The organism is Streptomyces sp. NPDC052236 (genome assembly GCF_044548015.1).
GTDB lineage: Bacteria > Actinomycetota > Actinomycetes > Streptomycetales > Streptomycetaceae > Streptomyces.
In genome coordinates this window covers 97181-114169 of the sequence record NZ_JBIUBL010000016.1, presented here as the reverse complement: position 1 = coordinate 114169, position 16989 = coordinate 97181, and the positions used below count along the sequence as shown (strand labels likewise).

The following is a 16989-nucleotide window of genomic DNA, read 5'->3' as shown; positions in this document are numbered from 1 at the left end:
GAGCCTGGCCCTATGACTGAGACCATCGATCAGACCCCGACCACCGCGCGTAAGGCCGATCCCTTCCCGGTGAAGGGAATGGACGCGGTCGTCTTCGCCGTGGGCAACGCCAAACAGGCCGCGCACTTCTACTCCACCGCCTTCGGCATGAAGCTCGTCGCCTACTCCGGACCGGAGACCGGCAGCCGCGAGACCGCGAGTTACGTCCTCACCAACGGCGCCGCCCGCTTCGTGCTGACTTCCGTGATCAAACCCGCCACCGACTGGGGCCGTTTCCTCGCGGCCCATGTCGCCGAGCACGGCGACGGTGTCGTGGACCTCGCCATCGAGGTGCCGGACGCCCGTAAGGCGTACGCGTACGCCATCGAGCACGGCGCCCGCACCCTCGCCGAGCCGTACGAGGTCAAGGACGAGCACGGCACGGTCGTGCTGGCCGCGATCGCCACGTACGGCGCCACCCGTCACACCCTTGTGGACCGCTCCGGTTACGACGGCCCGTACCTGCCCGGCTTCGTCGCCGCCGACCCGATTGTCGAGCCGCCCGCCAGGAGGACCTTCCAGGCGATCGACCACTGCGTGGGCAATGTCGAGCTCGGCCGGATGAACGAGTGGGTGGCCTTCTACAACAAGGTCATGGGCTTCACCAACATGAAGGAGTTCGTGGGCGACGACATCGCCACCGAGTACTCCGCCCTCATGTCCAAGGTCGTCGCCGACGGCACGCTCAAGGTGAAGTTCCCGATCAACGAGCCCGCCATCGCGAAGAAGAAGTCGCAGATCGACGAGTATCTGGAGTTCTACGGCGGGGCCGGTGTCCAGCACATCGCGCTCGCCACGAACGACATCGTCGCGACCGTACGCTCCATGCGCGCGGCGGGAGTTCAGTTCCTGGACACACCCGACTCGTACTACGACACGCTCGGCGAGTGGGCGGGCGAGACCCGGGTGCCCGTCGAGACGCTGCGCGAGCTGAAGATCCTCGTCGACCGCGACGAGGACGGCTACCTGCTGCAGATCTTCACCAAGCCGGTCCAGGACCGGCCGACGGTCTTCTTCGAGATGATCGAGCGGCACGGCTCGATGGGCTTCGGAAAGGGCAACTTCAAGGCGCTCTTCGAGGCGATCGAGCGCGAGCAGGAGAAGCGCGGAAACCTGTAGCGCTCGCCGCGAGTTGCCGCGGTCCCACGGATCCTGTCCCATAGGGCCGCGGACCCGCATACGATCAACGGCGTGTGCGCAAATGTCATGGTCGCGGAGGACGACGAGAAGCAGGCCGAGCTGGTCCGCCGTTATCTGGAACGGGAGGGCCACTCCGTCACTGTCGTGTACGACGGCCGCGCGGCCATCGAATCGGTCCGGCACCGCGCTCCCGACCTGCTCGTCCTCGATGTGATGATGCCGCGGGCCGACGGCATGGACGTCCTGCGCGTGCTGCGGGCCGAGGCCCGTGAGCTGCCGGTGCTGATGCTGACCGCCCGCTCCACCGAGGACGATCTGCTGCTCGGCCTCGACCTGGGCGCCGACGACTACATGACCAAGCCGTACAGCCCACGCGAGCTGATGGCGCGCGTCCGCACCCTGCTGCGCCGCCAGCGGCTCTCGGTGGCGGACGACGCGGTGGCGCCGTCCACCCTGTCGGTGGGCGCGCTCGTCGTGGACCCGGACCGGCACGAGGTGAGCGTCGACGGCGAGCCCGTCGAATGCACGCCCGGCGAGTTCCGCATCCTCGCCGCGATGGCCGCCGAGCCCGACCGGGTCTTCACGCGGCAGCGGCTGCTGGAGCAACTGCACGGCTTCGACCGGTACATCAGCAACCGCACCGTGGACGTACACATCATGAACCTGCGCAAGAAGATCGAGCCCGCCCCGCACCGGCCCGCCCGGCTGCTCACGGTCTTCGGCGTCGGCTACAAGCTGACCGACCCGAAGGCATCCCGTGCCGCGTCCTAGGCAGGGCAAGCAGGCGAGAGAGGACAAGCCTGCCAGGCAGGACAAGCCGACCAGGCAGGGCAAGCGGGCCAGGCACGGCAAGCAGCCCAAACAGGGCAAGCGGCTGCCGCTCCGCAAAAGCCTCCTCGGCCGGCTGCTCGCCGTCTCCGCGCTGGTCGCCGCCTGCTCGGTGGGCGCGACCGCGTGGCTCGCCGTACAGACCACCTCCGGCGCGATCAAGCAGGAGCAGGGCCAGAACCTCACCGACGACGCCCGGATCTACAACACCCTGCTCGGTTACGCGGCGGCCAACCCCCAGTGGAACGCAGTCGACGCGACCGTACGCCAGCTGGCGCGCGAAACCGGCAGACGCATCGCCCTGACCACCCAGCAGGGGGCGCCGATCGCCGACTCCGCCACCCAGGACTCGCCGCCCCCGCTGCCGCCCCAGGTCTCCGCGATCGTGGACCCGTTCTCCCCGGACACCGTCCTGGCTGCCGGGACCGTCGGCAGTCCCGAGTCCGCCGAGGACCGCATCGACCCGCGCGCCGTCGGCCCGTTCCGGCTGCCGAAGGCGGAAAAAGCCAGCTTGCGGGAGATCGCGGCCCGGGGGGTGGAGTGTCTGCGCGAGTACGGCATCGCCTCGGACATCGTGGACAGCCCGAGTGGGCGTCCGAGCATCCAGCTCGTGGGCAACGACCCCGAAGGCATCGCGTCCACCACCAAGTGCGTGACGGGCGAGCTGGACGAACCCACCGCGACCGAGGACAAGGCGCTGACCGCGCTCAACAAGCTCGCGAACGAGTGCCTGGACCGCCAGGACGTGGAGAGCGTAAAGCTGAGCCTGGGCCTTTCCTGGCGGCTGGGTGCCAGGGCCCCGGGGCTGCGGGACGATCCCGGGCCCGCCGAGAAGGCCAGACAGGACAAAGAAGAAGAGGCCGACGCGGCGGCCGATGAGTCCGCGCGGCTCAGGCCGACGCTCCCGCCGACCGTCGCCCCACAGCCCGTGCCGAGCGACACCCCGTCGCCTGCCGAGCTCGGCGACGAAGTGGACGACCGTGCGGTGGCGTCCTGCGTCTCCACCGCACGCCGCGAACAGCTCAGCTCCTATGTCGCCGCGCCCGCGCTGCTGTTCATCGGCGACCCCGACTCCGCCACCGTCCCCGGCTTCGACCTGTCGCCCGCGAACACGGCCCGTATCGCGGGCGCCGCGGCGCTCATCCTGGCGCTCACCGTCGGGGCGTCCATGCTGGCCGCCACCCGGGTCGTACGCCCGCTGCTCGCGCTCACCGGCGCGGCGCAGCGTATGAAGGACGGCGGATACTCCGACGCCGCCTCCGTCCCGGTACCGGTCAGGGCGGACAGCGAGGTCGGGCGGCTGGCCGCGGCCTTCAACGACATGTCGGCGCACCGTGCGCGCATGGAGGTCCAGCGCAAGGCGCTGGTCAGCGATGTCGCCCACGAACTGCGCACCCCGCTGAGCAATATCCGGGGCTGGCTGGAGGGCGCGCAGGACGGCATCGCCGACCTGGACACCGCCTTCGTCTCCTCCCTGCTGGAGGAGGCGGTCCAGTTGCAGCACATCATCGACGACCTCCAGGACCTGGCGGAGGCGGACGCGGGAGCGCTGCGCCTGCATCCCGAACCGGTCCGGATCGAGGACCTGCTGGCACAGGTCGCGGCGGCGCACCAGGGCCTGGCCGAGCGGACGGGGGTCACGCTGACGGCGGCCCCGGCTTCCGCGTTCGAGCTGCCCGAGCTGAGCGCTGACCCGGTCAGGCTGCGGCAGGCGGTCGGCAATCTGGTTTCCAACGCCGTACGCCACACCCCGTCCGGCGGCAGCGTCACCCTGCGCGCGTACGAGGAAGTGGGGATGGTGGTGGTCGACGTGGAGGACACGGGCGAGGGCATCGCGGCCGAGAACCTTCCGCACGTCTTCGACCGCTTCTGGCGCGCGGAGAAGTCGCGCAGCCGCCGGATGGGCGGCAGCGGCCTGGGACTCGCGATCGTACGGAAACTCGCCGAGGCCCACGGCGGCACAGTGCATGCGGTGAGCACAAAGGGGGAAGGCTCGGTGTTCACCCTGCGGATCCCGATCGGTGCGCGTACGGACGAGGACGGCGCGGCTTCGGGGGCTGATGCGAAGACCACAGCGTTCTGACAGGTTCTTCATAACTTCACGCCAGCATGACGAGTGCCATCAAGGCCCTAGCTGGAATGGAGCCACCCCACATGTCTCACCGCCTTTCCCTGCGTGCCCTCGCCCTCGCCACCGTCGCGGTCGGCGCGCTGATCGTGCCGTCCACGGCCGCCTTCGCCGCCACTCCCACTCCCGCCCCCGGAACGGCCAGCGAGGCGCCCACCACGGCACCCACCGCGGTGCCCGCCGACGCGACGCCCGAGCCGCTCTCCAAGGAACAGGCCGCGAAGATGGAGGCCGACAAGCGACAGTCCGCCGAGAAAGCGCCGCGTGGCGGTGTCGACGCCGGTGAGGAGTCGACCGAGAGCGGGTCCGGTAACGGGAACACCGTCACCCTCGTCGGAACGGCCGCCGGTCTCGCCCTGGTCGCGGGCGCGGCCACGCTCGTGGTGCGCCGCCGCAACAACGGCTGACACCCCCTCGCACCGAACCACAACGGCGCCGCCTCCGGGCGGCGCCGTCCCCTTGCCCAAGACTCCTGCAAATCTGGAGAGTTCATGTCGCGTACGCACCAACGGGCACGGTGGGCCCGCACCGCCCGCACCCTGGCCGCGGTTGTCAGCATCGGTTGCCTCGGCCTGACGGGTTGCTCGGCCGACGCGGCCGGGGAGACGTCGGCCGACTCGGCCGACTCGGCCACCTCCGGAGCCGCGTCGCGCACCCCGTCCTCGTCCTCGTCCCCGTCCCTCCCGGCGTCGACGAATGCCACCGAACCCGCCGATGTGTCCATCCCGTCGATCGGCGTGAAGAGCTCCCTGATGCGGCTCGGCCTCAACGCGGACCAGACGGTCGAGGTCCCGCCCGCCGAGAAGGGCATGACCGCCGGCTGGTACACCGGCGGAGCCGTCCCGGGCGAGCCCGGAGCCGCCGTGATCATCGGTCACAACGAAACCCGCTTCGGCAAGGCCGTCTTCCAGGACCTCGGCAAGCTCACCAAGGGCGCGGACGTCGTCGTACGCGACGCGGCGGGCAAGAGCGCCCACTTCACCGTCACCGCCACGGAAATCGTCAAGAAGAACGCGTTCCCCACCGACAGGGTCTACGGCGCGACCAACGACCGCGACCTGCGTCTGATCACCTGCTCCGGAGCCTTCGACAGCGAGGGCCACCCGGTGGACAACCTCATCGTCTACGCCACGCTGGCCTGACCGGCACGTCGGCGGTCCGCGCCGGGCGCCCCACGCCCGGCGTATCAGTCGCCACCCGCCTCCCCCGGTGAACTCGACGGCGAAGACGACGGCGAAGACGAAGGCAAGGACGAAGGCAAGGACGAAGGCGAGGGCGAGGGCAAGGGCGAGGGCAAGGGCGGCGGATCAGCCACCCCCACCGGCATCACCTCCTCGTCGGCCACCTCCTCGTCGGCCACCTTCTTCGGCCCGCCCCCCGGCGGTTCCCCGATCGCTTCCAGCGCGTCCTCCGCCACCGGGGCCAGCAGCGGTGAGAAGTACGGGTTGATGCGCAGCGCCTCCGCCAAGTGCCGCCGCGCCGGGCCGAGCTGCTTCAGTGATCGCTCGATCTCGCCCCGGTGGTACGCGAACAGCGCGCTCCGCAGCCCCTGGTCCATCGCCCGCTTCGCGTACGGCAGCGCTTCCCGCGCTCTGCCCGCCCGGTACAGCGCCCACCCCAGCGCGTCCGCGACGTACACGCTCCGGTGCTTGCGCGCCCACTCGGCCTCCAGCAGCCGCACCGCCTCGCCCGGATCCCCGTGGTCCGCCTCCAGGAGCCCCAGCACGAGCGCGTCATTCACACCGGTGGTCCCGGCCTTGGCGCGCAGCTGCTCGTACCGCGTCGCCGCGTCCCCGTCCAGCCCCAGCGACTCGTACAATTCGCCCGCCTCCAGCACGTATTCGGGCAGCGCCGCCCGCCCCAGCGCCGCCTGATAGTCGCGGAACGCCTCCTCCGTACGTCCCAGCGCCGCCAGCGCCCGCGCCCGCCCCGCCAGCGACGGATGGTGATCGCGTACGAGCCGCAGCGCTTCGTCGTAGTGCCCCATCGCTTCCGCCGGCTCGCCGCGCTCCCAGGACAGCTCACCCATCCGGTGCAGCGCCGCTGCCTTCTCCGTGGGGGTCTCGGCGACCGCCGCGGCGTTGTACGCCGCCGCCGCCGCGTCCTCGCGCCAGCCCTGGTACCGGTTGCTCTGCGCCGTACGCCCCATCGTCTGCGCGCCCGGGCGCAGCTTCTGGAGCGTTTCCAGCGCCTTGACCGCGGCCGGGTAGTCGCCCAGCCCGTGGTACGCGTCGATCAGCGCCGGGTACACCGTCCACCGCTTCGGTTTCCGCTTCCGGGCGCTCTCGCCCCAGGACCGGGCCGCGGTGAAGTCCTGCCGGGCGTTGGCCAGCGCCGCGAGCCCCACCAGCGCGTCGACGTTCCCCGCGCTCGCCGGGAGCACCGCCAGCGAGCGCCGCAGCGCGGCCTCCGCCCGCGGGTAGTACGCCGCGTCCGCGAGCCACCTGCCCCGCTCCGTATACGCGGAGCCCAGCACCGCCCACGACTCCTCGTCCCGGGGGTGCGCCCGCAGCCACCGCTCGCGGTCCGCGATGAGCGCGGTCAGCTCGGCGGGTGAGGCGGGGGCTCCCGCGCCCACCGCGGCCATGCCGCGCGCGGCCGGGCCGGGCGCGGGCTCGGTGACGTCCTCGCCGCCGCGGGGCGCGAGCGTGATCACCCCGGCGACCAGCGTCGCGCCGACCAGTGCGCTGATGGCCGCGTTCTTCACGGTTTCGCTCTTCATGCCCTTCATGGCGCTCACTGTGCGTCAATGATCAGCCAATACGAAGAACGCACTCGGCCTGGTGCGGCGGAATGCAGACGGGTTCACACCGATGGCCGCCGGGTGCGACGCTGGAACCATGGACGACGATCTTCACCTGCCCGACCAGCCGCTGCCCGACCAGCTACTCGTCGACCGGCTGCTTGTCGACCGGCTGCGCGCGGGTCTGCCGCCCGAGGCCCTGATCACCGATCCGGACATCACCGCCTCGTACGGACGCGACATGGCGAGCTTCTGCGCCGCGGGCATCCCCGCCGTCGTAGTCCTGCCGCGCACCACCGAGCAGGTCCAGCACATCATGCGCACCGCGACCGAGCTGCGCGTCCCCGTCGTCCCGCAGGGCGCCCGCACCGGCCTGTCCGGGGCCGCCAACGCCTCCGACGGCTGCATCGTGCTGTCCCTGATCAAGATGGACCGGATCCTGGAGATCAGCCCGGTCGACCGGATCGCGGTCGTGGAGCCGGGCGTCATCAACGCCGTCCTGTCCCGCGCGGTGAACGAACACGGTCTGTACTACCCGCCGGACCCCTCCAGCTGGGAGATGTGCACCATAGGCGGCAACATCGGCACCGCGTCCGGCGGCCTGTGCTGCGTCAAGTACGGAGTGACCGCCGAGTACGTACTGGGCCTGGACGTCGTACTCGCCGACGGACGCCTGCTCACCACCGGCCGCCGCACCGCCAAGGGCGTCGCGGGCTACGACCTCACCCGGCTCTTCGTCGGCTCCGAGGGCAGCCTCGGCATCATCGTCAAAGCGGTGCTCGCGCTCAGGCCCCAGCCGCCGGCGCAGCTCGTGCTGGCCGCCGAGTTCGACTCATCGGCCGCCGCCTGCGAGGCGGTCTGCGCGATCATGGAGCGCGGTCACACTCCCTCGCTCCTCGAACTCATGGACCGTACGACCGTCCGGGCCGTCAACGCCATGGGCAACATGGGGCTCCCGGACACCACCGAGGCGCTGCTCCTCGCCGCCTTCGACACGCCCGACCCCGCAGCCGATCTGGCCGCCGTCGGGGCCCTGTGCGAGGCGGCGGGCGCCACCCAGGTCGTTCCCGCCGACACCGTGGCCGAGTCCGAACTCCTCCTGCAGGCGCGGCGGATGTCGCTCCCCGCGCTGGAGGCCGTCAAAACGGCGACGATGATCGACGATGTCTGCGTACCGCGCTCGAAGCTCGGCGCGATGATCGAGGGCACGGCCGCCGTCGCGGAGAAGTACGACCTGACCATCGGCGTCTGCGCGCACGCGGGCGACGGCAACACCCACCCCGTCGTCTGCTTCGACCACAACGATCCCGATGAATCCCGGCGCGCCCGCGAGTCGTTCGAGGAAATCATGGCCCTCGGCCTGGAACTCGGCGGCACGATCACCGGCGAACACGGCGTCGGTGTACTGAAGAAAGAATGGCTGGCGCGCGAACTGGGCCCGGTGAGCATGGAGATGCAGCGCGGAATCAAGCAGACGTTCGACCCGCTGTCCATCCTGAACCCCGGGAAACTCTTCTGAGTCACTACGGAGGCCGCGGGGTCTGTACAGACGACCCCGGCGGACACTCCATCGAATTCATCACTCATACGTATGTCACCGACCGACCGCCCGCCCCGCATTCACCCCGACTGGCTCTCGCCCTCCGACGACGCGAACAGCTCGGCGAGGCCGTTGTCCATCCCGAGCCGCTCGGACTCGGCGCCCGGCGGAACCAGCCGCAGCGTCCGCTCCAGCCACCCGGACACCACTGCCGCGGACGCCTCCAGCAGCGCTTCACCCTGCGGAGAGCTGAGCGCCAGCAGGAGCGCGCCGCGGTCATCGGGCGTGGCGGGCCAGATCCGGACATCGCCGGTCCCGGACGGGCGGAACAACCCTTCCGCCAGCAGTTCGCGGGCGAAGGTCCAGTGGACGGGGTGGTCGGAGGCGGTGTGGAAGGTGATGTGCACGGCGTAGGGGTCGTCCGTGCGGTAGATCAGCCGAGCCGGGACAGGGACCCTGCGGTCGCTCGACAGTACGAATGTGAGCTCCAGCTCGCGCTCCACCATGGTGTTCATGACAGGCTCTTCCTTTCCTGAATGTCCCGTACATCTGTACGAGCTCCTCGGTGCGAGGACCGGCGCAGCGGTCGTCGCACAGGGAGAGAGCGCCTTCCCCGGCGGCTATGACGCGACTTTGGGCAGCAAATTTCCGCGACGCGGCCCCGACCGGTAGGTGGTCGTTACAGAAGGAGCGGCGCAGGGGTGGGCGAGGGTCTGATAGATGTGGAGCCTTGAATTTCTTGAACTAAGGCCTCAAGGAGATACGGGACCACGGTGATGAGCGCCCCCACCCCGGCGACCGGCGACGGCAGCCCCACGCCAGGTTTTTATCCGGATCCCTCTATTCCGGGGTATGTCCGGTACTGGAACGGCGGGGCCTGGGTGCCCGGTACGAGCCGTCCTGGACCGGAGATGGGCCAGCCGCTGCCCAGGAATCCCGGCTCGGCGGCCATGGAGGAGACCGGTCCGGTCTTCTTCGACGAGGAAGTGAGCGACGAGCCGTCCCGCCCGGAACCCGCCACGGCGTGGCAGGCCGACGTCTCGCGCCAGGAAGGCTGGGCAAGCGGAGGCGGAAGCGGCGTCGGCAGCGGCCAGGATCCGCGTACGCCCAACCGTCCCGACCAGAGCGGCGGACCCGGTACGCCGCCCGCCGACCCGCGCGCGGCGGACCCGACGGGCGGTGCCCTGCCCGGCGTCCGCTCGCAGGGTCCGGCCGCGCAGACGGGCGAGCCTCCCGTTGACGGTACGGTCACGATCCGCGCGGTGCGCCCCGGCGCGGGTCCCGGTGCCGGTCCTGGCGCGAGCGAGCTCCCGGCGCAGGCGCGACCGCGACCGCTGCCGCGGCCTCAGCCCCCCGCCGAAGGCACCGTCTCCATCCGCGCCCTGCGCCACGGCGGCGGCGCACCGACTCCCGTCACCCCGCCCGCGCAGCCGCAGACCCAGCAGCCGCAGCCGCACGTGCCCGCGCAAGCCCAGCCGCAGGCTCAGCCCCAAGCCCCGGCCCCCGTCACCAACGGCTCCGGCGGCGGCTCCGCCTCCTGGGCCCAGCAGGCCCACTCGCTCGGGGGCTCCGCCGAGTCCGCACGCGCGGTCCTGCCCTGGAAGCCGCCGGTCACCGACCCCTTCATGGCCGCCGCCCAGGTCCAGGCCGCGGCCCGTCCCGCATCGCTGGGCAAGCGGCTGGCCGCGCGGCTGATCGACACGCTGCTGCTCGGCGCGCTCGTCGGCGCCGCCGCCGTACCGGTCGTCACCCGGGCGCGCGCCCATATCGACGACAAGATCGAGGCGGCCAAGCTGTCGGGTGAAACGGTCACGGTCTGGCTGGTCGATTCCACCACCGCGGTCCACCTCGCGATCATCGTCGGCGCCCTGCTGCTCATCGGAACGCTGTACGAGGCGCTGCCGACCGCCAGGTGGGGGCGCACCCTCGGCAAGAAGCTCTGCGGTCTGACGGTCTGGGGTATCGAGTCCCACGAGCCCCCGTCCTTCGGGGCGGCGCTGCGCCGCTGGCTCGTCTACGGCGTGCTGGGCATTCTGGCCGTGGGCGTGCTCAATGTGCTGTGGTGCCTGTTCGACCGCCCGTGGCGGCAGTGCTGGCACGACAAGGCGGCACGCACCTTCGTAACCGGCTGAGCAACCGGCTGAGCAGTCGGCTCAGCAACCGGCTCAGCAACCGGCTGATCGACCGGATGATCAGGTTCCCCCGAACGGCGTGCGAGCCGTTGCGGGGGCCTGCGGGGCGGGGTGCACTGCCCCCATGACGAATGATCAGCCGCCGCCCGGTGAGCCGCCCGAGGAAGACCCGTTCCGAAAGAAACCGCCGCCGCAGGAGCCCACCCCGCCGTCCGGCGGCGACAAGCTTCCGCCGTACGATCCGAGCGCCTACGGCGCGGCGCCCGGCGGCACCGACCCGCTCGCCGGGATGCCGCCGCTCGCGGACTTCGGCAGGCGGTTCCTCGCCCGCGTCATCGACGGGCTCATCGTCTTCGTACCGCTGGCGGTGCTGTCCCTGATCTTCGGCGGTCTGGACGTCACGATGGACGACGGCGACGGCTGGGACGAGATCACCGAACAGGTGAACACCGGCAGGCAGTGGCTCTGGTCGCTGATCTCCCTGCTCGCGTATGTCGGCTACGACACGTTCCTGACGGCCAGGCAGCACGGTCAGACGGTCGGCAAGCAGCTGATGAAGATCCGGGTCGCCATGCTCAATGACGGGAGCGTGCCGGACGTCAGCTCCTCGCTGCTTCGGGCCGTGGTGCTCTGGGTGCCCGCGCTGCTCTGCTGTTTCTGCGTCTGGTGGCTCGTCATCATGGTGACGATTCTTACCGACAGGCCGTACAAGCAGGGCTGGCACGACAAGGCGGGCAAGACAGTGGTGGTGTCAGCGGCGCAGTGAGTGCTCGCCGATCCTGGAGTCGGCTCCGGTGGTCGCCCGGGGTGTGGGTGCCGGCATGGATCCCCGGCCGGTGAAATTGCTTATGGAGCCGGCGGAAGCGGTCCGCTTCTTGGCGCCCATGGGCAGGGCGACGGCGACCACCAGACCGAGCGCCATCCCGGAGACGGCGATCGCGGCTACCGCGACGCCATTTGTCGTACCGGTGAGCAGTAGTAAGGCAAGGGTGGAGAAAACGACGGTGGCCGAACCAAAGGCGAGCTGTGCGGCAGTCGGACGCGGCATGACGGGATCCGTCCTCGGGACATTGTCGGGGGTTGTCTCTCAACGGTCGGACTGTCAAGTGACTCTACGACGGTGAATGCCCGGGAGGAACCGGAGGTAAGCGTGACCTTACCCAGCGGAGCCGCAACTCCGGTGCACGGGGGGCGCACTGGGTCATTAGTTCGGTCAACTGTTTCATTTCATGCGCCCGCAGCCGGCAGCCGGACGGACCCTGAGGCACCTGAACGGTGTCCGGATGCCGGAACTGAGCCTCCGCTTAGTGCAGTTGGCTTGTCCGAGTCAAGGGCTGTCTTTTCTGCGGTAACTCCGGTCGAATGGCGTCACTTGTGACGCGACTCCGCGCGCGGATGATCCCACATCCGGTCCGTTGGGGGCGGAGCGCGGGGGAGGGACAGCACCAAGTGACCACAACTCGACGAAAGATCAGAACAATCAGAACGCCCAGGACCGTCAGAGCGTCCGCGGTCCTCGTGGCTCTGGCCACGACAGCCGCGACCGCTTCGGCGTTCACCAGCGCCCAGGCGGCCGACAGTCCGCCTTCGCGGTCGTCGGATCCCGCGGCCATCGAGCGCCACGACCCGGCACCGCGCAAGGGCCAGGTCGAGCACGACCTTGAGGGCCCCTTCAGTAAGCAGCGGGCCGAGCAGCGCCAGTCGGCGCTGGAGCGGGTCATCTCCGGTGACGCGACCGTGCAGCGGCGCGACGGTTCGAACGTGGTGAAGCTCGGCGACAAGAAGTACGTCGAGCTCGGCCGGGAGAAGACGGACAAGATCTTCACGATCCTGGTGGAGTTCGGCGACAAGGTCGACGACACCACGATGTTCGACCCGGACGGCGCGGGGCCCAAGCCGCCCATCAAGAAGTACGGCGGCACTCCAGGACCGCTGCACAACGCGATCGCCCAGCCCGACCGCACGCTGGACAACTCCACGGCCTGGCAGGCGGACTACAACCAGCAGCACTTCCAGGACCTCTACTTCGGCAGCGGCAAGGCCAAGGACGGCAAGCAGAAGGAGTCGCTGAAGACTTACTACGAGAGGGCTTCCTCGGGCCGTTACTCGGTCGAGGGCGCGGTCTCCGACTGGGTCAAGGTCGACTACAACGAGGCCCGTTACGGGTCCAACTACTGCGGCGACGCCAACTGCGCCAACGTCTGGGACACGGTCAAGGACGGCGTCACCGCCTGGGCCGCGGACCAGAAGGCCAAGGGCCGTACGGACGCGCAGATCAAGGCGGACCTGTCCCTGTACGACCAGTGGGACCGCGACGACTTCGACCACGACGGCGACTTCAACGAGCCGGACGGGTACATCGACCACTTCCAGATCGTCCACGCGGGCGAGGACGAGTCGGCGGGCGGCGGCACCGAGGGCACCGACGCCCTGTGGGCGCACCGCTGGTACGCGTACGGCACGGACAGGGGCAAGACCGGCCCGGCGAACAACAAGTCCGGCGGTGCCCAGGTCGGGTCCACCGGCATCTGGGTCGGCGACTACACCATGCAGCCCGAGAACGGCGGCCTCGGTGTCTTCGCGCACGAGTACGGCCACGACCTCGGCCTGCCCGACCACTACGACACCTCCGGCGGCGGCGAGAACTCCACCGCCTTCTGGTCCCTGATGTCGTCCGGCTCCTGGCTGGGTACCGGCAAGGAAGCCATCGGCGACCTGCCGGGCGATATGACCGCCTGGGACAAGTTGCAGCTGGGCTGGCTCGACTACGCCACGGCGAAGGCGGCGACGCCTTCCCTCCACACGCTGGGTGTGTCGGAGTACAACACCAAGAAGCCGCAGGCGCTCGTTGTCGAGCTGCCGAAGAAGCCGGTCACCACGACGGTCGTGGCCCCTGCCGAAGGCTCCAAGCAGTGGTGGAGCGACATGGGTGACGACCTCAAGAACACCCTGTCCCGGCCCGTCGACCTGACCGGCAGGTCCACCGCGTCCCTGGAGCTCTCGGGCTGGTGGGACATCGAGACCAACTTCGACTACCTGTACGCCGAGGTGTCGACGGACGGTGGCGCGGACTGGACGCCGGTGGACGGCACGGCCGACGGCGCGCCGATCACCCGCGACGGGGGCGGCAAGCCGGCGCTGACGGGCGTCTCGGGCGCGTACAAGAAGCTGGCGTACTCACTGGACGCGTACGCGGGCCAGAAGATCGACGTCCGCTTCCGCTACCAGACGGACGGGTCCACGGGCGGCAAGGGGTTCGCGGCGGACGGCCTGAGCGTGCGGGCGGACGGCGCGGCGCTGTTCACCGACAACGCGGAGGGGTCGGAGGGCGACAGCGCGGGCTGGACCTCGAAGGGGTTCTCGCGGGTCGGCGCGTCCTTCACCAAGGAGTACGAGCAGTACTACATCGCCGAGAACCGCCAGTACGTGAGTTACGACAAGACGCTCAAGGTCGGCCCGTACAACTTCGGCTTCCCGGCGCCGAAGAACGCCTGGGTCGAGCACTTCCCGTATCAGAACGGCCTGATGATCTGGCTCTGGGACACCTCCCAGAAGGACAACAACGTCAGTGCCCACCCGGGCCGGGGCCTGCTCCTGCCGGTGGACGCGCACGCCAAGCCGCTGAAGTGGGCGGACGGAACGCTGATGCGGAACCGGATCCAGACCTTCGACTCGCCGTTCAGTCTGTGGCCGACGGACGGGTTCACGCTGCACAAGGCGGGCGTGGCGCGGCGGATCGCCCCGCAGTGGGGCAACCCGGTCTTCGATGACCGTAAGGGCGTGTACTGGTACCCGGAGAATCCGAACGCCAGTGTGCAGGTAACTGACACCAACACCAAGATCTCGATCGTGAGCGAGCCGCTGAGCGGCCAGACGATCACCGTCAAGGTCGGTCCCTCGACGAGGTAACCCGTATAACCGCAGGTCAGAGCATGATCGGCCGTAGCCCTCTAGCGGGCGGCGGCCGATCGTGTTTAGGTGCGTCTTGCGAGATTCTTATTGACACCGCACTTACGGGGGAGTGGTTCCGCATGGCCGGCGGAGGTTTCAGCAAGTTGCCGAACGGCAGCGTGGTGGTGGCGCTCAGCGTCCCGAGCCCGCTCGGCGACGGCGGCACGGTGCGGTTCCTGGTCCACGCGGTGAACCGGGCGAGAGCGCTGACGCGACTACGGAACGTGGGCCTGCGGGCGGTGTATCTGCGGGGCAACGCGGAGCCGCCGACGCCGGACGAGATCACGGCGGTGCTGCACCACCCGGACGGCTTGCTGTGGCGCAGCCGCCCGGAGGAGCTGTGGCACCCGATAGCGCTGCTGCGGGGCGTCTAGGTTCTGTGTCTTGAACTTCCCAGGCTTTCTGGACTTCCTAGACGACCGGTTTGCCCGTGAGCTCCACGCCCGCGCCCCGCAACTCCTCCAGCGCTCTGCCCGTCGTCTCCTGCGAGACCCCCGCCGTCAGGTCCAGCAGCACCGACGTCGCGAAGCCCTCGCGCACCGCGTCCAGCGCTGTCGCCCGTACGCAGTGGTCCGTCGCGATGCCGACCACGTCCACTTCGGTGACGTCCCGCGCCCGCAGCCAATCCGCCAGCGTCGCCCCGTTCTCGTCCGCGCCCTCGAAGCCGCTGTACGCCGCCGCGTACGCGCCCTTGTCGAAGACCGCGTCGATCGCGCCCGACGCCACCACCGGCGCGAAGTTCGGGTGGAAGCCCACCCCCTCCGTCCCCGCGACGCAGTGCGGCGGCCATGAGCCGACGTAGTCCGGGTGGTCCGAGAAGTGGTCGCCCGGCTCGATGTGGTGGTCGCGGGTGGCGACGACATGGCGGTAGCCCGCCTGGGACTGGCCGATCAGGTCCGTGATGGCGGCTGCGACATCGGAGCCCCCCGTCACCGCGAGACTGCCGCCTTCGCAGAAGTCGTTCTGAACGTCCACGACGATCAAGGCGCGGTGCATGGCGGGTGTCCTTCGGTGGGGAGTGGCGGTGGGGAGTGGCGGTGTGCCCGAGCGGCAGATATACCGGATTAACACGAGCCTAGAGACTCCGGCTCTCTTGCGGGAGGGGGCTTCAGACCGCGTTCACACGTACTCCGTCGGAATGACAGGTTCCCCTCTGGACAGCTGCACCGCCGACATCGGCAGCCCCGCCCGCGCCGCGATGTGCCGCCCGCGCGCCACGTCCAGCGGCTCCCGCGCGACCGTCTCGCCGCCCTTGACCAGCTCCACCAGCAGCTGCCGGTCCGCGAGGCCCGACGGCACCGCGCCGACGCCGAGCACTTCCGCCTCCGCGACCCCGTCCGCGTCGACCCGCCGCGCCGCCCACTTGCGGCCGCCGACCGACAGCTTGCCGCCCAGCGACTTCTTCGCCACCGGCTCCAGCGGCGCCTGCGCGTCCGCGGACCGCGCGCGGGCCACCAGCTTGTAGACCATCGAGCAGGTGGGGTGGCCGCTGCCGGTGACCAGCTGCGTGCCCACGCCGTACGCGTCCACCGGCGCCGCCGCGAGGGAGGCGATGGCGTACTCGTCCAGGTCCGAGGTCACCACGATCTTCGTGTCCCTCGCGCCCAGCTCGTCCAGCTGCTGCCGCACCCGGTGGGCGACCAGCAGCAGGTCCCCGGAGTCGATGCGTACCGCTCCGAGCTCCGGACCCGCCAGCTCCACGGCCGTACGGACCGCCTCGGCCACGTCGTAGGTGTCGACCAGCAGCGTCGTACTCCGTCCGAGTGAGTCGACCTGCGCCCGGAACGCGTCGCGCTCGCTGTCGTGCAGCAGCGTGAACGCGTGCGCGCTGGTGCCCACCGTCGGGATGGCGTAGCGGAATCCGGCCGCGAGATCCGACGTGGAGTTGAAGCCGCCGACGTACGCGGCGCGCGCCGCCGCCACCGCGGCCAGCTCGTGCGTACGCCGCGCGCCCATCTCGATCAGCCGCCGCCCGCCCGCCGCCGCCGCCATCCGCGAGGCGGCCGCCGCGATCGCCGAGTCGTGGTTGAGGATCGAGAGGATCACCGTCTCCAGCAGCACGCACTCGGCGAAGGAGCCTTCGACCCGCAGGATCGGCGAGCCCGGGAAGTACACCTCGCCCTCCGGGTAGCCCCAGATGTCGCCGCTGAAGCGGTACGAGGAGAGCCAGTGCAGCGTCGGCTCGTCGACGATGTTGTGTTCGCGCAGAAAGCCCAGGACGTCCGGGTCGAAGCGGAAGTTCTCGACGGCGTCCAGGACCCGGCCGGTGCCGGCCACGACGCCGTAACGCCGTCCCTCGGGCAGCCGGCGGGTGAAGACCTCGAAGACGGAACGGCGGTCGGCCGTGCCCGCCTTCAGCGCCGCCTGAAGCATCGTGAACTCGTACTGGTCGGTGAAGAGCGCTGTCGACGGCACTTGCACCGGCAGCCCAAGATCCACAGTGTTCATGCCGAAAATGCTACCGCACATCTCGTCACTCTGACGAGAT

Annotated in this window: 15 protein-coding genes; 10 read left to right on the top strand and 5 right to left on the bottom strand. The window is 70.1% G+C overall.

Translation table 11 applies throughout. The features are described 5' to 3' along the window. Positions 1–12: 12 nt before the first annotated feature. The 5 genes from hppD (at position 13) to ACIHCQ_RS25620 (ending at position 5277) form a co-directional block, all read left to right on the top strand. Positions 13–1158: a 4-hydroxyphenylpyruvate dioxygenase gene (gene hppD, locus ACIHCQ_RS25640; protein ID WP_399666662.1), complete on the top strand. Its 1146-nt coding sequence runs from the start codon at positions 13–15 to the stop codon at positions 1156–1158. Between the two features lie 87 nt (positions 1159–1245). Further along, the gene (locus tag ACIHCQ_RS25635; RefSeq protein ID WP_399666901.1) at positions 1246–1950 is read left to right on the top strand and encodes a response regulator transcription factor; all 705 of its coding nucleotides are present in this window, start codon (positions 1246–1248) and stop codon (positions 1948–1950) included. A gap of 103 nt (positions 1951–2053) precedes the next feature. After that, a complete protein-coding gene (locus tag ACIHCQ_RS25630; RefSeq protein ID WP_399666897.1) occupies positions 2054–4090 on the top strand; it encodes a sensor histidine kinase in 2037 nt (678 codons plus the stop codon). Between the two features lie 71 nt (positions 4091–4161). After that, the gene (locus tag ACIHCQ_RS25625; protein WP_399666659.1) at positions 4162–4542 is read left to right on the top strand and encodes an LPXTG cell wall anchor domain-containing protein; all 381 of its coding nucleotides are present in this window, start codon (positions 4162–4164) and stop codon (positions 4540–4542) included. A gap of 84 nt (positions 4543–4626) precedes the next feature. Then, the gene (locus ACIHCQ_RS25620; RefSeq protein WP_399666656.1) at positions 4627–5277 is read left to right on the top strand and encodes a class F sortase; all 651 of its coding nucleotides are present in this window, start codon (positions 4627–4629) and stop codon (positions 5275–5277) included. Between the two features lie 44 nt (positions 5278–5321). On the opposite strand, the gene ACIHCQ_RS25615 is transcribed toward ACIHCQ_RS25620, so the two are convergent. Beyond that, positions 5322–6866 carry a tetratricopeptide repeat protein gene (locus ACIHCQ_RS25615; RefSeq protein ID WP_399666653.1) on the bottom strand — a complete coding sequence of 515 codons (1545 nt, stop codon included), beginning with the start codon at positions 6864–6866 and terminating at the stop codon, positions 5322–5324. A 109-nt stretch (positions 6867–6975) separates the two neighbouring features. On the opposite strand from ACIHCQ_RS25615, the gene ACIHCQ_RS25610 reads away from it, so the two are divergent. Further along, the gene (locus tag ACIHCQ_RS25610; protein WP_399666650.1) at positions 6976–8397 is read left to right on the top strand and encodes an FAD-binding oxidoreductase; all 1422 of its coding nucleotides are present in this window, start codon (positions 6976–6978) and stop codon (positions 8395–8397) included. A 101-nt stretch (positions 8398–8498) separates the two neighbouring features. Here the strand turns inward: ACIHCQ_RS25610 and ACIHCQ_RS25605 are convergent, their stop codons facing one another. Then, positions 8499–8933, bottom strand: a complete 435-nt coding sequence (locus tag ACIHCQ_RS25605; RefSeq protein ID WP_399666647.1) for an SsgA family sporulation/cell division regulator — start codon at positions 8931–8933, stop codon at positions 8499–8501. Between the two features lie 261 nt (positions 8934–9194). Here ACIHCQ_RS25605 and ACIHCQ_RS25600 point away from each other — a divergent pair, with 261 nt between their 5' ends. Together ACIHCQ_RS25600 and ACIHCQ_RS25595 are read left to right on the top strand one after the other, a co-directional pair. Then, positions 9195–10550, top strand: a complete 1356-nt coding sequence (locus tag ACIHCQ_RS25600) for an RDD family protein (RefSeq protein WP_399666645.1) — start codon at positions 9195–9197, stop codon at positions 10548–10550. Positions 10551–10674: 124 nt separating this feature from the next. After that, positions 10675–11316, top strand: a complete 642-nt coding sequence (locus ACIHCQ_RS25595; RefSeq protein WP_399666642.1) for an RDD family protein — start codon at positions 10675–10677, stop codon at positions 11314–11316. On the opposite strand, the gene ACIHCQ_RS25590 is transcribed toward ACIHCQ_RS25595, so the two are convergent. Continuing rightward, positions 11302–11598 (bottom strand): hypothetical protein, encoded by a 297-nt coding sequence (locus ACIHCQ_RS25590; RefSeq protein WP_399666639.1) that lies wholly within the window; start codon positions 11596–11598, stop codon positions 11302–11304. The genes ACIHCQ_RS25595 and ACIHCQ_RS25590 overlap by 15 nt on opposite strands. 470 nt (positions 11599–12068) lie before the next feature. On the opposite strand from ACIHCQ_RS25590, the gene ACIHCQ_RS25585 reads away from it, so the two are divergent. Beyond that, on the top strand, positions 12069–14459 hold the full coding sequence (locus ACIHCQ_RS25585; protein ID WP_399666636.1) for an immune inhibitor A domain-containing protein: 2391 nt from the start codon (positions 12069–12071) through the stop codon (positions 14457–14459). A gap of 122 nt (positions 14460–14581) precedes the next feature. Further along, entirely contained in the window at positions 14582–14875 is a 294-nt protein-coding gene (locus tag ACIHCQ_RS25580; RefSeq protein WP_399666633.1) for a hypothetical protein, read from the top strand. A gap of 37 nt (positions 14876–14912) precedes the next feature. Here the strand turns inward: ACIHCQ_RS25580 and ACIHCQ_RS25575 are convergent, their stop codons facing one another. Together ACIHCQ_RS25575 and ACIHCQ_RS25570 are read right to left on the bottom strand one after the other, a co-directional pair. Next, on the bottom strand, positions 14913–15497 hold the full coding sequence (locus ACIHCQ_RS25575; RefSeq protein WP_399666630.1) for an isochorismatase family protein: 585 nt from the start codon (positions 15495–15497) through the stop codon (positions 14913–14915). A 123-nt stretch (positions 15498–15620) separates the two neighbouring features. Then, positions 15621–16949 carry a nicotinate phosphoribosyltransferase gene (locus ACIHCQ_RS25570; RefSeq protein ID WP_399666628.1) on the bottom strand — a complete coding sequence of 443 codons (1329 nt, stop codon included), beginning with the start codon at positions 16947–16949 and terminating at the stop codon, positions 15621–15623. Positions 16950–16989 lie beyond the last annotated feature (40 nt).

Bases quoted from the DNA above. Each gene is read 5' to 3' on its own strand.
- ACIHCQ_RS25625 (WP_399666659.1), top strand. From the start codon at position 4,162: ATGTCTCACCGCCTTTCCCTGCGTGCCCTCGCCCTCGCCACCGTCGCG.
- ACIHCQ_RS25615 (WP_399666653.1), bottom strand. From the start codon at position 6,866: ATGAAGGGCATGAAGAGCGAAACCGTGAAGAACGCGGCCATCAGCGCA.
- ACIHCQ_RS25610 (WP_399666650.1), top strand. From the start codon at position 6,976: ATGGACGACGATCTTCACCTGCCCGACCAGCCGCTGCCCGACCAGCTA.
- ACIHCQ_RS25620 (WP_399666656.1), top strand. From the start codon at position 4,627: ATGTCGCGTACGCACCAACGGGCACGGTGGGCCCGCACCGCCCGCACC.
- ACIHCQ_RS25600 (WP_399666645.1), top strand. From the start codon at position 9,195: ATGAGCGCCCCCACCCCGGCGACCGGCGACGGCAGCCCCACGCCAGGT.
- ACIHCQ_RS25595 (WP_399666642.1), top strand. From the start codon at position 10,675: ATGACGAATGATCAGCCGCCGCCCGGTGAGCCGCCCGAGGAAGACCCG.
- ACIHCQ_RS25590 (WP_399666639.1), bottom strand. From the start codon at position 11,598: ATGCCGCGTCCGACTGCCGCACAGCTCGCCTTTGGTTCGGCCACCGTC.
- ACIHCQ_RS25635 (WP_399666901.1), top strand. From the start codon at position 1,246: ATGGTCGCGGAGGACGACGAGAAGCAGGCCGAGCTGGTCCGCCGTTAT.
- hppD (WP_399666662.1), top strand. From the start codon at position 13: ATGACTGAGACCATCGATCAGACCCCGACCACCGCGCGTAAGGCCGAT.
- ACIHCQ_RS25580 (WP_399666633.1), top strand. From the start codon at position 14,582: ATGGCCGGCGGAGGTTTCAGCAAGTTGCCGAACGGCAGCGTGGTGGTG.
- ACIHCQ_RS25575 (WP_399666630.1), bottom strand. From the start codon at position 15,497: ATGCACCGCGCCTTGATCGTCGTGGACGTTCAGAACGACTTCTGCGAA.
- ACIHCQ_RS25570 (WP_399666628.1), bottom strand. From the start codon at position 16,949: ATGAACACTGTGGATCTTGGGCTGCCGGTGCAAGTGCCGTCGACAGCG.
- ACIHCQ_RS25605 (WP_399666647.1), bottom strand. From the start codon at position 8,933: ATGAACACCATGGTGGAGCGCGAGCTGGAGCTCACATTCGTACTGTCG.